Genomic DNA, 13915 nt, shown 5'->3' with positions numbered 1-13915 from the left:
GCGGCAGCGCTACGACCTCGACGCGCGGCGGGCGTGCCACCTCGGGAGAAGCCCCTCGGGGACGTCCTCCACGGTCAGGGCGAAGGTCCGATGGTCGCACCACATGTCCTGGATGTGCAGGAACCGCACCCGCAGGCCCTCGTCACGGAACCCGAGCTTGTCCACCACGCGGAGCGACGGGCCGTTCTCGGGACGGATGTTGATCTCGACGCGGTGCAGGTGCAGGACGTCGAAGCAGTGGTCGGTGGCGAGCGCCACCGCGGTCGGGGTGATGCCGCGTCCGGCGACGTGCTCGGACACCCAGTAGCCGATCGCGGCGGACCGCAGCGACCCGTAGGTGATGGACGACACCGTGAGCTGTCCGACGAGCTCACCCGCGAGGTCGATCGCGAACGGGAGCGTCGTGCCCGCCCGGGCCTGCGAGCTGAGGGTGCGCACGAACGAACCGAACGAGGGCCGCGGACCACTGACCGGGACCGGGCTCGTGGCGTCCCAGGGCTCGAGCCAGCCGGCGTTGATCTGACGCAGATCCATCCAGGCGTTCTGGTCACGACGCTTCAGCGGGCGCAGCCGCACGTCGCCGTCGACGAGGACCGCCGGCCACCCGACGGCGGTCATCCCTCGAGCACCAGGCAGTGGATCGTCTGCCCCGGGTGCACCGTCAGGTCGGTCTCGCCGACGACGGCCAGCGCGTTGGCGTGCGCCAGCGCGCTGATGCTGGGCTCGGAGGGGTCCCCGAGCGGGACCAGTCGGTATCCCTCGTCGGGTGAGCCGAGCACGGTGGCCGGCACGAACTGTCGCAGCCCCGGAGGTGACAGCCACCCCGTCTCCGCCACCGCGGCGACCGACGGACGGAACACCTCGGTGTGGCCGGCCATCGCTCGGAGCGCCGGACGGACGAACACCTCGAACGACACCTGCGCGGCGACCGGGTGGCCCTGCAGCGCGAAGATCGGGACGGCCCGGTCCTGCTGGAAGTCCGAGCCCTCGCCGCCGATCGCGCCGAAGCCGTGCCGGTAGCCGGGCGTCATCGCGACCTGGTCGAGCCGCACGGTGCCCAAGGGGGCGAGCACGTCCTTGACCGTGTCGTGCGTGAGCTCGGACAGCCCACCGGTCAGGACGACCAGGTCGGCGCGCACGAGCTGGTCCTCGAGCGCCTCGCGCAGGATCGCACGGTCGTCGGGAAGCGCGGCGACCCGCACGGACGCGGCACCGGCGTCCCGGACCGCCGCCTCGAGCGCGTGCCCGTCGGCCTCGTAGACGGCGCCCGGACGCGTCCCGGTGCTGCCCGGCTCGACGAGCTCGTCGCCGACGGAGAGCAGCACGACACGAGGTGTCGGGTGCACCCGCAGCCGCCCCCGACCCATCGCGGCCGCGAGCGCGAGCTGACGGGCACCGAGCCGCGTTCCCACAGCCAGCACCACGTCTCCGGCACGCACGTCGGAGCCGGCCGCCCGCACGTGCTGGCCGGCGACCGCGGGACGCTGCATGGAGACCCGAGCAGTGCCCCGGTCGGTCTCCTCGAGCGGGACGACCGCGTCGGCACCGATCGGCAGCGGCGCGCCGGACGCGATCCGCACCGCGGTCCCGGGCACGAGCCGCAGGGCGCCGCCCTGCCCGGGACGCACGTCGTGCGCGACGGGGAGCGGTGTCTCCGTCGCGTACCCGGACCGCGACGTGTCGTGCGCAGCAACCGCGTACCCGTCACGTGAGGCGACCGACAGCGCGGGCAGATCGTGCGTCGCGACCAGGTCGGCCGCGAGGATGCACCCGACCGCGTCGTGCAGCACGACATCGAGCGGCGGCACAGGCCCGACGGCCGCGAGCACTGCCGCCAGGTGGTCTTGCACCGATCTCATGCGCGCATTGTGCCCCGTCGGAGCACGTCGACCGTCGCGCTACGCCTGATTCCCGACGTATCCGGCCAGCCACTCGCGAAAGTCGGGTCCGAGGTCGGGCCGGTCGGACGCGATCTGCACGACGGCCTTGAGGTAGTCGAGCCGGTCACCGGTGTCGTACCGACGCCCGCGGAACACCACCCCGTACACGCCGCCACCCTGCTCGGCCGGCAGCTCGGCGAGGGTCGCCAGAGCGTCGGTCAGCTGGATCTCGCCACCGCGTCCCGGCTCGGTCCGCTCGAGGATCTCGAACACGGCAGGGCTGAGCACGTACCGGCCGATGATCGCGAGGTTGCTGGGCGCCTCGTCGGCGTCCGGCTTCTCGACGAGCGCCGTGATGCGCACCTGGTCCTGGTCGGCGGCCTCGGCGAACGGCTCGACCGCAGCGCACCCGTACATCGAGATCTGCGACGGCGGCACCTCGAGGAGCGCGATCACCGACCCGCCGGTGCGTTCCTGCAGCTCGAGCATCGTGCTCAGCAGCTCGTCGCGCTCGTCGATCAGGTCGTCGCCGAGCAGGACCGCGAACGGCTCCGACCCGACGTGGTGCTTGGCCTGCAGGACAGCGTGACCGAGGCCCTTGGGCTGCCCCTGCCGGACGAAGTGCACGTGCCCGAGGTCTGTCGACTCCCGGACCTTGGCCAGGCGTCCCGTGTCGCCCTTGGCCTCCAGGGCAGCCTCGAGCTCGGGGACGGCGTCGAAGTGGTCGGCGAGCGTGCGCTTGGAACGACCGGTGATGAGGAGGACGTCCTCGAGGCCGGCGCGCACCGCTTCCTCGACGACGTACTGGATCGCCGGCTTGTCGACGATCGGGAGCATCTCCTTGGGAGTTGCCTTCGTAGCGGGCAAGAACCTCGTTCCCAGACCCGCGGCGGGGATGACTGCCTTGTTGATGGTCATCTTGGGACCATAGCGAGGGTCCGGCCACGTCGCAGTGGCGTGCGTCACGAGAACCACCCACAGGGGGATCTTGCGGGCGGTCCCGAGTGGGACACTTTGAGGCATGAGCAGCGTCGCCCAGCCGTATCCGCACGTCTCCGAGGGGGCTGACGTCGAGGACGTCAAGGAGCAGCTGCGGCTGGCCATCCGCGAGGCCCGCAGGATCCGTTCCGCTCGGCGTCGCGACGAGGCAGCGCAGGCGCTCGCGGCCGTCGTCCTCAACATCCCGGCGGTCGCGGACGCGCGCTGCGTCTCCGTCTACGCGGCCCGGCCCACGGAGCCCGGGACCAGCGCCCTGCTCGAGGCGCTGGCCGCTCGCGGGGTGCGCGTCCTGATGCCGGTCCTCGGCAGCGGGCTGCAACGGGACTGGGCGGAGTACACGGGTGCCGACGACCTGCGCGAGCGCGCCCCCGGACGCCCGCCGGAGCCGGGTGGTCCGACCCTCGGGCCCGAGGCGCTCGCCGACGCCGACGTGGTCATCGCACCGGCGCTCGCCGTCGACACGAGCGGCGCGCGCCTCGGCCAGGGCGGTGGCTGGTACGACCGGGCGCTCGAGCACATCCGACCGGGAACCCCGGTGGTCGCTCTCGTGTTTCCTGAGGAGCTCTACGACGCCGACCTCCGTCCGCTGCCCCGCGAACGTCACGACCGCATGGTCGACGCCGTGGCGACACCCGCCGGGTGGCACCGGCTCAGGAGCTAGGGACCAGCGTCAGCTCGTCGCTGGCGTCCGCCTCGGTCGCAGCCGCGGAGAACGGCCACGGGAACGTCTCCCCCCGCGACCAGGGACCGAGCTGGTCGGCGTAGTGCACGCTCCCCGGATGCCCCGACGTGCCGGTGAGGGTCACCCACGTCGACGAGTCGAGGTCGCCCAGGTCGACGACCATCCGCATCGACGGCGCAGCGGTGACCCCGAACGAGCCGGTGCTCGCGTCCCACGCCGTCGCGTCGACGATGGACGAACCACCACCGACCTCGACCGGGGACGGGTTGACCAGCGACCGGACCGGTCCCGGGACCGACACCCCACCGAGCAGCAGGTGCTCCGGTGCAGCGGTGTGGAGCTTCCCCCAGCGCCACTGCGTCGCATCTCGGCCGAGCTCGGCGGTGAGCTTCAGCCGAGCGGACACCATCGAGCGGGTGAGCACCTCGTCGCGCCCCTCGACGACTCCGGCTGTCGTCTTGTCGTCCCACCAGGGCGACGTGGGCTCGTCGAGCAGGTTGCGCACGACCTCCAGCCAGCGAGAGCCGCCTGTCGGTCCGTGGCCGTCGGGCAGGTCGTCGGCGAAGGCCGAGCGCAGCACGTCCGCCCACACGGCCGCGAAGTACGCCGCCGCGGCCGAGTCGTCCGACTGCACGTGGTCCCAGCCGCGAAGGAGGTCCTGCCCGTCGCGCTCGAACGCCGTGGGCAGGTGCTGCTCCAGCAGTGCAGGGACCAGGACGTCCGCGTACGGGTTGTGCTGGTCGAGCTGTATGGCGCTCATGTCCGCGGCGGTGACCTTGTGCTCCGCGACCACACCCTCGATCTGCTCCCGGATCCGCTGCGCGCGGTAGCCGTAGTCCCAGTCGTCGGTCAGGAACGGCCCGATGCCGTCCGGGGTCACCGCGTTGTTCGCGGTGACGATGAACCCGTCGTCGGGGTCGAGCGTGCGCGGCATGTCGTCGGCCGCGACGTAGCCCTGCCAGTCGTACGCGCTGTCCCAGCCCGGGCGCGGCCAGGTGCCGTCCGACGGGACCGGGCCGCCGGCGAGGTCCGCACGGACCGGGATCCGGCCCGGCGCCTGGTAGCCGATGTGCCCGTCCGTCGTCGCGAAGACGATGTTCTGCGACGGCACGTCCAGCAGCGCGGCCGCGGCCCTGATGTCGTCGGCGTCCGACGCGACGTCCATGGCGAGGATGGCCTCCATGCTCCGGCTCGGCTGGAGCGCCGTCCAGGACAGCGCGACCTCGAACGTGCCGCTCGGGGCGTCGTCGGGTACGGGCGCGCCCGCCACCGGGTCGACGTCGAGCACGTCCGAGACGATCGGGCCGTGCACGGTCTCCCGCACGGGCAGCCGGATCGGGTCGTCGCCGTTGACCTTGATGATCTCGGTGCGTTCGGCGATCGGCGCCGTGGAGTCGTCCACCCGCGTCGTGTCGCCCTCGACCTTCTCCAGGAAGAAGTCGCTGACATCCGCTCCCAGGTTGGTCAGCCCCCACGCGAGGTGCGCGTTGTGGCCGATGACGACTCCTGGCAGGCCGGCGAACGAGAAGCCCGACACGTCGAAGGGGCACGCGGTCGACACGTCTGCGCACCGCAGACCGACCTGGGCCCACACGCCGGGCGCCGAGATCCCCAGATGCGGGTCGTTGGCCAGCAGAGGCTTGCCCGACTGGGTCAGGGTCCCGCCGACGACCCACGAGTTGGATCCGACACCCTCACCGTCACCGAGCAGGTGCGGCACCGCGGACAGGGCCTCGTGCGCGCTCGCCATGGCGCGCTGGAGGTCGTCCCCCGCGAGGTCGAGGCTCGTCTGCGCGGCCGCGCCGCTCACCCTGCTCGGCAGGTCAGCACGCGTCAGGATCGACGCGTTCAGGTCCTGCGGGTAGGCCGGGTACAGCTCGTCGACCCGGGCGACGTCACCGACCGTGGAGAACGCTGCCGCGCGGCCCAGCTCGTCGTCGTAGTTGCCCCGCAGGTCCCACGCCATCGCCTTCAACCATGCCAGCGAGTCCACCGGGTCCCACTTCTCCGGGTCCCGGATGTCGAGCTGGAGGCCGAGGATCGTGTACTCGACCGCGATCGCGCCCTTCGGCTTGCCGTCCAGGTAGGCGTTCACACCGTCCGCGTAGGCCTGCAGGGCACTCTTCGTCGCCGGCGTCGCCTCGGCCCACTCCTGCTCGGCGACGCGTCGCCATCCCAGGGTCCGGGTGACCTTGTCCGCGTCGATGGCGTCCTTCACGTTCCCGACGAGCTCGGCCAGCCGTCCCGAGGTCACGTGCCGCCGGTAGTCCATCTCGAAGAACCGGTCCTGTGCGGCGACGTACCCCTGCGCCATGAACAGGTCCTGCGACGAGTGCGCCGTGATCGTCGGGACCCCCCGGGCGTCACGCGTCACCGTGACGTCCCCGCTCAGCCCGGTCAGGTCCAGCGTGCCCGCGACCTCGGGGAGCGGACGGCGGACCATGACGAACCCCGCGACGACGACGCCGACGAGGACGATGACGAGCACCACGGCGATGGTGACGAACGAGAGACGGACCAGGTGACGTCGAGGCACGCTTCGGAGGGTACTTCGCCCGGGGCCGGGCTGTTTGCTCGGAATGTGCCGGTGGCAGTTGCCGTTACCATTAGCACTCGGATGTAGTGAGTGCCAGGCGACTCCCCACCGCCTGCGCCGCCGACCAGCTGCCAGGAGACGTTCTCGTGCCTACCTATGCCTACGCCTGCACCGCGTGCAGCCACGCCTTCGAGGCGGTCCAGTCGTTCAGCGACAGCTCGCTGACCGTGTGCCCCGAGTGCGACGGTCGCCTGCGCAAGGTGTTCTCGTCCGTGGGCGTCGTGTTCAAGGGTTCCGGGTTCTACCGCAACGACGCGCGCGCCGGCGCCAAGTCCTCGACCCTGAGCCCGGCGCCCTCGACCTCGTCGACGACCGACTCGTCGTCGTCGAGCTCGTCCACGACCGCACCCGCGAGCACGTCCTCCAGCGCGACGCCCTCGACACCCGCTCCCGCAGCTGCCAAGCCGGCCGCCTCCTCCTGACCTTCCCTCCGGTCTCGGCCTGGGCCAGACTTTCTCCGGCCCGGCCCCGGCCCGGGCCACCGCCGCGTTCGTCCGGTCGCGCTGAGCCGACCCCAGCCCGCACCGGGTGGGCCGACGGTGCACCGCCCCCCGTCCCCCCGCGGGCCTTGCCTACGGTCGGCCGATGCGCGATGTCACCGGACGACCACCCCCGCTCCCCAGCCGGCCACGCCCGTTGCCTGTCCGGCTGCGGATCCTGCTCTGGCGCTGCCGGTTCGTCGTCTGCGCGCTGTGCCTGGGCGTCGCGGCGAGCTCGATGGCCCACGCACTACGGCCACCTGACGCTCCGACCGTGGACGTCGTCGTCGCGGCCCACGCGGTCGAGGCCGGCGCCTCTCTGGCTGCGCCCGACGTGCGGATCGCTCACTTCCCGGTCGGTACCGCGCCGGACGGTGTCCTGACGGAGGTGGCCGCGGCGGTCGGCGCCTCGACGGCCGTGCCGTTGAGCACCGGGAGCCCGCTCGGGCCGGGCCTGATCGCCCCCGACGACGTTCGCGGTCCGCCCGGCACGGTCGTCGCGACGGTCCGGTTCGCCGATCCGGCCGTCGCTGACCTGCTCACCGCCGGGATGCGCGTCGACGTCCTCGCCGCAACCGCCGAGGGCGGGCCGGGCGGGGTGGTCGCTCGCCGTGCGCTCGTCCTTCCCGTCGCCCGGCGGGCACCGTCACCTGGCGGGCTGCTGGCCGGCAACGCCGGGGACGACGACTCGGTCCCCGTGCTCCTCGCAGTGGCCCCGGACGAGGCTCCCGCCCTCGCGGGCGCCGCAGCATCGGCCGTCCTGTCCGCGGTCGTCGTGCCATGATCGGTCGCCCGACGGCGCGGACCACCACCGCGCGGCACCGCTCGGATCACCAGATACCCCGCCACGAGGAGCACCATGACCGATCGGATCACGACGGGCCTGCGCGGAGCAGGCGACCGGTTGCACGGCACAGCCAAGGTCTTCCAGGGCTTCAAGGACTTCATCTCGCGCGGCAACGCCATCGAGCTGGCGGTCGGCGTCGTCATCGGTGCCGCATTCGGCGCCGTCGTCTCGTCGATCGTCAACGGTCTGATCGGACCACTGATCGCCGCCATCTTCGGGAAGGGCGACCTGAGCAACACCTTCTCGTGGACGTGGAACGGCTCGCACTTCTCGATCGGCCTGATCCTGCAGGCGCTCATCCTGTTCCTGATCACCGCAGCCTCGGTCTACTTCTTGGTCGTCCTGCCGCTCAACGCACTCGCGAACCGTCGCAAGCAGGGCCTCGAGGAGGAGCCCACCGCACCTGCCGAGGACATCCTTCTGCTTCAGGAGATCCGCGACCTGCTGGCGGCCCGTCCCTCGCGTGCGGTCACCAACGACGCCGCTCCGGACTCCCCCGGCGCTCGCGGTCCGGTCCCGCCGTCGGCGCCACCCTCGAGCTGACGCTGCCTGCACCTCGGGCGGCACGTCGTGTCGCGTGCCGCCGAGGTGCGTTCCGGTTCCGGGGTTCCCGGCCGGATCACCAGTGCGGCGGCTTGTCGGTCGACAGCCGGTCGTCGTTGGAACCGGGTTCACGCTCGCCCCACCCGACGTCGGAGTCGTCCGCGCTGCGGTCCAGGCTCCCGTTGCGAACCGTCGCGCCGCTCGGGGTCGCGGGCGTCGGGGCAGTGGCCGACTGGTCGGGCAGGGCGGGGTGCACCGAGACGAGGTTCACGTCGTCGCCGCCGACGGTCCCCGCCTGCCGGACGGCGCGCCGCGACCTCTTCACGAGCCGGCCGTCCTGCGCATCACCGTTCGCTGCCACACCGAGATGATCCCACCCCCGCTGACGCCTGCGGCGCGCGGTGGGACCGGTGGCCTGGTCCCGAGACGTGCGTCAGCACCACGCCACGCGGGGCACCCGCAGGTCAGGACAGGGCGCGCGCGATGGCCGAGCGGACGGCCGTGTCGATGCGGTACGAGCGCCGGGTCACGCCGAGCTCGTCACGCAGTGCGGCCGCCAGCTGCTCGCGCGTGCGCTCCTGCTCGTCCGAGCGGAGCCAGGCGACGAGCTCGTCCAGCTGGTCGTCGCTGTAGGCGCCGATCGGCAGGCCCTTGCGGACGTCGGGACGCTCCCGGGTCGGCACGGCCAATGCGAGCTGGAAGGGACGAACCGCGGGCTGCTCGTCCGTTCCGTCGGGCGCCGACGCACTCGTCGGTCGCTCGGCGCGGGCCTCGCTCGCCCCCGGGGCCTCGACCACGCCCGTGCGCGGCGCATTGTGGGCGGCACGCGAGACCGGCGCGGAGACCTCCGGCGGACGGGCGGCGGCGGCTCGCACTGCCGCGGCGCTCAGCGAGCCGGTGAGGACCGAGTCGACGAGGACCGGGTGTGCCGGGACGGATCGGACCGGGCCCGAGTCGGGCCGGTCCACGTCGTCGGGGTGCGAGGCGAACGCACCCGAGTCCGTCGACACCGACCCGTCCGGGTGGACGGGCAGCTGACCGGACGCCGAGGTCACGGCACCGTCGGGCTGCGCCGAATCGGAAGCCGTGACCACGGCGCTCTCGTCGGCTGCGGACGAAGGTGCGGCCTCGGCCGCGGACGGCGCCTCAGCAGCGGTATCGCCGTCGACGGGAGGGGTCGCGTCGACGGGTGCGAGGTCTGGAGCCGGCGTCGCGGTACCCATCTCGTCCGTCGGTGCGGTGCCAGCCACCGGCGCGTCGTCGGCGTCCGCCGGTGTGGTGACCGACGCAGGCGCGGCCGGCGCATCGTCGGTGTTCGCCGGGGTGGTGGCCGACGGAGCAGCGGTCGGCAGGTCGTCGGCCTCGTCGGACTCGTCCAGCACGCCCGGGAGGCCGAGGTGCAGCGGGCCGCTGCGCGGGCTCGCGGGTGCGGGCACACGGGCGTGGACGGCGCGTCGGATGCGGTCGACCTCGGCCTGCGGGTCGATGAAGGCGGCGGCCGACCAGACCCGGACGACGGACCACCCCACGCGCTCGAGGCGGTCGGCCGTGAGGCGGTCCCGAACCCGCACGCTGGGCTCCGCGGTGTACTCGGCGTCGTCGGTGAGGACCGCGACGAGCATCTCGTCGGGCAGGTCGGGATGGCCGACGACCAGGGGGATGCGCTCGCCCCCGGGGATCCCGTGGTTGGCCTCGACCAGCAGACCGTGCTTCCACAGTCGCTCGGCGATGTCCAGGAGCAGCCGGTCGGGCTCGGGAGACTCGACCACGACCGAGTCGGCGACCGAGCCCGGCGCGACGGCCAGCGCGACCGTGGACTCCGTCGACACGAACCGAGGGGTCACCAGGTCTGCGTCCGCTGACCCTGCGGAACGACGGCCGGCGAACGAGAGCAGGTCGGCGAGCAGCTGCGGACCCGCTCCGCGCAGCCGGGCCGGGTCGAGGTCGTCGGCCCCGAAGCACGACACGACCGTGAGCCGGTGCCGGGTGGACCCGAGCCCGTCGAGCAGCAGGGCGTCACCACCGGGGGCGGAGATCGGCCCGAAGCTGTGCAGCACGCGCCTGTGCGGGGTCCGGCCCAGGCCGACCGAGAAGATGATGGCCTCACGGCGGAGCCCGGCGACGTTCGGCAGGTCCGTGACGACGAACGGCTCGGCACGGCCGGCGTCGAAGAACGCTGCCAGGGCCAGGTTGGCGCGGACCTCGCCGAGCACGGCCTCACGAACGGCCTCGGCATGTCCTGCCGTCGCGGTGATGACGGCGAGCGACTCGTCGGGACGCAGGAGCGCGTGCGTCAGGACGAGCTCGACGACGTGCTCGACCTCCTCGCGTGTCGAGTCGATGATCCCGGTGGCCCGGTCCGGCATCCCGGTGCCGTCGACGACGTCGAGGTGGACGAGCGGCCGGTGCTCGGGCAGCGGCGTCGGGCGCAGCACACCGGCGTAGCCGTGGGCCGCGAGGAACGCGGTGAGGTAGGGGTCGCGACGGGAAGCACCGGCGAGCAGGGCGACCGAGGGCAGGACGTCGGCGAGGGCACGCACCGCGGTGCTGGACGCGCAGCGGGCGTCCCCGAGGACGACGACCTGGCGACCGCGGGCGATCGCGGCCAGCGCCACCTCGACAGGCAGGTGCGCGGCGGAGTCCAGGACGACCAGGTCCACGGTCCGCGTCGGCGGAAGGACCTGCGGGACGAGCATCGGGCTCGCGGCGATCACCGGGCGCAGTCGGCGGGCCACGTCGGGGTGGCGCGTCACCGTGTCGCGCAGCGTCGTGAGCCGCTCCTCGACGAGGTCGGCGAACAGGGCCTCCGCCTGGTCCCGGTGCTGACGCAGGGCCGCGCCGATGTGCCCGACGACCGACGTCAGGACCGGTCCGGAGAGGCTGTCGACGTGCGCGCGGTCGAGTGCGGCGTAGTGCGCCGACAGGGCACCCAGCGCGGTGCCGTCGTAGCCGGCGAGCGCCGGGTCGTCGGCCAGGATCTGCTCGATCACCGTGCTCCACCACGCGAGGTCGAGCTCCGCCGGTGCCAGAGCCGGGTCGACCCGACGGGACGCCAGGTCCTCGACCAGCGGCGCGAGCCCCGCGTTGCGCAGCCGGTGCAGCAGGCCGGTGCGGTCGGGCAGGGTCTCCAGGGCGGAGACGTCGGCGCGGAGCCGGGTGAGCCGCTCCTGCAGCGCGGCGAAGGGAAGCGTCGAGAGTCGAGCGCCGAGGGGTGTGCCCGCGAGCACCTCGTCGAGCGCGTCGAGGTCTGCCCGCACGGCGGCGAACTCCTCCTCGATGAGCTCGAGGCCGTCCGGAAGCCGCGGCCATCCGCCCGACGGGCAGTGCGCCTGCCAGACCTCGCGCTGGGCCTGGACCTCGAGCAGCGCGGCGTGCAGGTCGGCGATCGGGCGCCCTGGACGGAGCATGTCCTTGGACTGCTTGCGCAGTCGTCGGCGCACCCAGTAGCCCATGGGCACGTCGTGCTGCTCGCGCCACTGCTTCGAGGCCGTCGCGGCGACGAGGTCAGCGGCGGTGCGCTCGAACACGATCGGCTGGAACACGTCGAGCGCCGCGCGGACCCCGTCCAGCATGCCGAGCTGCTCGGCCCACGCGTTCACCGTGGTCGCCTGCACCAGACCGGTCTCGGCGGCCACCTGCGCCGTCCGCTCGACCAGGGCCGGCAGCGTCCCGTCGAGGAGCCGCTCCAGACGGCGCACGGCGTTGTCGGCGTCCGCGCGGGTGCGCAGGTCGGCGCCGTACCACGGGGTGTCCGTCGGGCGGACCTGGAACGCACCGAGCTCCCCGGCACGCACGAGGTCGGCGGTCAGCTCGACCCGGCGCTGCGCGTCAAGGACGCGGGCGACGTCCGCAGTCAGGCGCACGGTCGTCTTGGGCGTCGGGCGGGTCGACGTCAGCCGTGCGAGCTGCTGGAGCGCGTCGTACGCGGACACACCCCACGGCGGACGCTCGACGTGCAGGGCGTCGACGTAGGCCCGCAGCCGCTCGCGCTCGGCGACGAGCGAGGACCGCAGCGCGATGACACCGTGGGCGTCGACGGCCGGCGCCTCCAGCGTCATGGCACCGAGCAGCCTGCGCGAGATCGCCGACCGCCAGCCGGCATCGGGCGCGACGTCGAGCAGCAGGTCACCCAGGCCGAGGGAGGTGAGGCGGGAGGCCAGGGCGGTCGCCGCGCGGCGGTGGCCCGGCACGTACAGGACGGTGCGGCCGGAGGCGGCGGCATCAGCGACCAGGGCAGCCAGGGTGCCTGTCACGTCGGCGCCCGCCGGGGTGTCGACGAACAGGTGGGTGCCTGTGGCGACGACGTCGAGGACATGCTGCTGAGCCGGGTCGAGGTCCCCGACGCCGCGTTCGAGCACCGGATCCCGGTCACCCGGCACCGGCGCGGGCAGCGGCCGACGGAGGTCACCGTCGATGCCCGCGAGGGCCGCGACGACCTCGTGCCGCTCGAGCGTGCCGGAGAGGTTGTCCAGGTCGTCCACCAGGATCTGGCCCGGGTGCACGAACGTGCCCACCACGACCCGCTCGGTGAGCGTGAAGTCGTCGAGCACGGCCTCGCCGAGCGATGCGAGCCGCTGGAGCGCGCCTCGCGGGTCGAACCCGTTGGAAGTGAACGTCCCACGGGCGACGGCGGCAGGATCGAGGAGCGCGCCACGAGAGCGCAGGGCGCGCGCGAGGACCGGGTTCACCTCGAGCGACGGCTCGAGCGCCAGCTCGTAGTCGCTCTCGCCCGACCCTCGAGCCTTCAGGCTCACGGGCCGCAGCAGGACGGGTGCGCGCACGGTGCGAGGTGCGGCCTCCGGCTGCTCGATCCCTGACTGCTCCCGCTGCCGGGTGATCGTCGCGAGTGCGGCGACGTCGTCGGTGGCGACGTCCGGTGTGGTCCGCTCGGTCCAGGTGGCGACGCCGATCGCGAGCGAGGTGGGCAGGATGCCGTAGCGCTGCGCGTAGACCGCGGCGCGCGCGGAGACGGCACGGGCGCGGCGGCGCGCGGTGGACAGCGCGGCACCCTCACGGACGAGGTTGGACAGCCGTGTCTCGCGCCCCGCGAAGAGCTGTGAGATCCCGGACGGGTGCGCCGCCGACAGGTCGAGCGCCGCCTCGCCGAGCAGCTCGACGTCGACCAGCGTCGAACCGCCCGCCGCCTCGACGAGAGCCGCACGCCACGTCGCGACGGCACTCTCGAGGATCTCGGCGGGACTGGGGGGCTCGACGAGGGCGATCTGGACGTCGACGGCCGCCTCGGCGGCGTCGTCGAGGTCGATGGCGGAGTCGGGAGCCTGGTCGGGCCCCGAGCCGGAGGAGCGCGCGGGGACGGTCACGTTCGAACGCTAACCGCGGACCTCGTGCGGACCGGGGAGGGCGCGCCGTGGCCGGACGCACGAAGGGCGCGGACCGGATCAGATGATCCGCCGCGCCCTTCGGAAGCTAAGACGGTGCGCACCGCGCAGGGGGCAGGCGATACGCACCGTCGGTGATGAGTTTGCTGCAGAAAACCCTCCTGGTCAACCGTCCAGTCGCCTCGGACGGGTGATTTATCAACGTGACGCGTCACGCGTTGATCCGCACGATTACGCGGAACCCGGAGGTGTTCCCGTGTCATTCCTGCGACGAAATGAGTCGTAGGCGCCATCACGTGATTATTGCGCGGGACCGGGTCGAGATTCGGCCGCCGGCCGCGTGCGGGGCCGCGCCGCACGCGTCGTCGCGCGAGGCGTCACATGACGACGACGAGACGGTCCGACGACGACCACGCACCCTCGACGTCCTGCAGCGCGACCTCCCGGACGGGGACCTCGAGCCCGCCCGACACTGCCAGGGCTATGACCTTGGGCACCTCGGCCAGCATCAGCCTCGGGTCGGTCGAGCCGGCACCGCTCCCGGGAGGAG

General features: G+C 73.0%; 10 protein-coding genes. 4 read left to right on the top strand and 6 right to left on the bottom strand.

From position 1 onward, the window contains the following. Positions 1-9: 9 nt before the first annotated feature. From N553_RS0115585 to galU, 3 genes are read right to left on the bottom strand one after another with little or no spacing between them, the layout of a single operon-like run. Positions 10-618, bottom strand: coding sequence for a GNAT family N-acetyltransferase (locus N553_RS0115585; protein ID WP_028047303.1), 609 nt, complete (start codon positions 616-618; stop codon positions 10-12). After that, complete coding sequence (glp, locus tag N553_RS0115580) at positions 615-1859, bottom strand: gephyrin-like molybdotransferase Glp (protein ID WP_028047302.1); 1245 nt, start codon at positions 1857-1859, stop codon at positions 615-617. Before glp ends, N553_RS0115585 begins: the two co-directional genes overlap by 4 nt. A gap of 39 nt (positions 1860-1898) precedes the next feature. Next, positions 1899-2798: a UTP--glucose-1-phosphate uridylyltransferase GalU gene (gene galU / locus N553_RS0115575; protein WP_028047301.1), complete on the bottom strand. Its 900-nt coding sequence runs from the start codon at positions 2796-2798 to the stop codon at positions 1899-1901. A 103-nt stretch (positions 2799-2901) separates the two neighbouring features. Here galU and N553_RS0115570 point away from each other — a divergent pair, with 103 nt between their 5' ends. Further along, the gene (locus N553_RS0115570) at positions 2902-3540 is read left to right on the top strand and encodes a 5-formyltetrahydrofolate cyclo-ligase (RefSeq protein ID WP_028047300.1); all 639 of its coding nucleotides are present in this window, start codon (positions 2902-2904) and stop codon (positions 3538-3540) included. Here N553_RS0115570 and N553_RS0115565 read toward each other — a convergent pair. Further along, positions 3530-6097, bottom strand: a complete 2568-nt coding sequence (locus tag N553_RS0115565) for a penicillin acylase family protein (protein WP_028047299.1) — start codon at positions 6095-6097, stop codon at positions 3530-3532. The two genes, N553_RS0115570 and N553_RS0115565, sit on opposite strands and share 11 nt — an antisense overlap. 146 nt (positions 6098-6243) lie before the next feature. Here N553_RS0115565 and N553_RS24780 point away from each other — a divergent pair, with 146 nt between their 5' ends. The 3 genes from N553_RS24780 (at position 6244) to mscL (ending at position 8026) form a co-directional block, all read left to right on the top strand. Continuing rightward, positions 6244-6579 carry an FmdB family zinc ribbon protein gene (locus N553_RS24780; protein WP_081844685.1) on the top strand — a complete coding sequence of 112 codons (336 nt, stop codon included), beginning with the start codon at positions 6244-6246 and terminating at the stop codon, positions 6577-6579. Between the two features lie 163 nt (positions 6580-6742). Continuing rightward, on the top strand, positions 6743-7420 hold the full coding sequence (locus tag N553_RS0115545; protein WP_028047298.1) for an SAF domain-containing protein: 678 nt from the start codon (positions 6743-6745) through the stop codon (positions 7418-7420). Between the two features lie 75 nt (positions 7421-7495). After that, positions 7496-8026, top strand: coding sequence for a large conductance mechanosensitive channel protein MscL (mscL, locus tag N553_RS0115540; protein ID WP_081844684.1), 531 nt, complete (start codon positions 7496-7498; stop codon positions 8024-8026). Between the two features lie 76 nt (positions 8027-8102). Here the strand turns inward: mscL and N553_RS25435 are convergent, their stop codons facing one another. Together N553_RS25435 and N553_RS0115530 are read right to left on the bottom strand one after the other, a co-directional pair. Then, on the bottom strand, positions 8103-8387 hold the full coding sequence (locus tag N553_RS25435; protein WP_034622849.1) for a hypothetical protein: 285 nt from the start codon (positions 8385-8387) through the stop codon (positions 8103-8105). Between the two features lie 103 nt (positions 8388-8490). Then, positions 8491-13347, bottom strand: a complete 4857-nt coding sequence (locus tag N553_RS0115530; RefSeq protein WP_028047295.1) for a hypothetical protein — start codon at positions 13345-13347, stop codon at positions 8491-8493. Positions 13348-13915: the final 568 nt, after the last annotated feature.

It is taken from the genome of Cellulomonas sp. URHE0023 (assembly GCF_000688475.1).
GTDB lineage: Bacteria > Actinomycetota > Actinomycetes > Actinomycetales > Cellulomonadaceae > Cellulomonas.
This window is presented reverse-complemented; position numbering and strand designations above follow the sequence as displayed.

Coding starts and splice junctions, on each gene's coding strand:
- N553_RS0115570 (WP_028047300.1), top strand. CDS start 2,902: ATGAGCAGCGTCGCCCAGCCGTATCCGCACGTCTCCGAGGGGGCTGAC.
- glp (WP_028047302.1), bottom strand. CDS start 1,859: ATGAGATCGGTGCAAGACCACCTGGCGGCAGTGCTCGCGGCCGTCGGG.
- N553_RS0115545 (WP_028047298.1), top strand. CDS start 6,743: ATGCGCGATGTCACCGGACGACCACCCCCGCTCCCCAGCCGGCCACGC.
- N553_RS0115585 (WP_028047303.1), bottom strand. CDS start 618: ATGACCGCCGTCGGGTGGCCGGCGGTCCTCGTCGACGGCGACGTGCGG.
- galU (WP_028047301.1), bottom strand. CDS start 2,798: ATGACCATCAACAAGGCAGTCATCCCCGCCGCGGGTCTGGGAACGAGG.
- mscL (WP_081844684.1), top strand. CDS start 7,496: ATGACCGATCGGATCACGACGGGCCTGCGCGGAGCAGGCGACCGGTTG.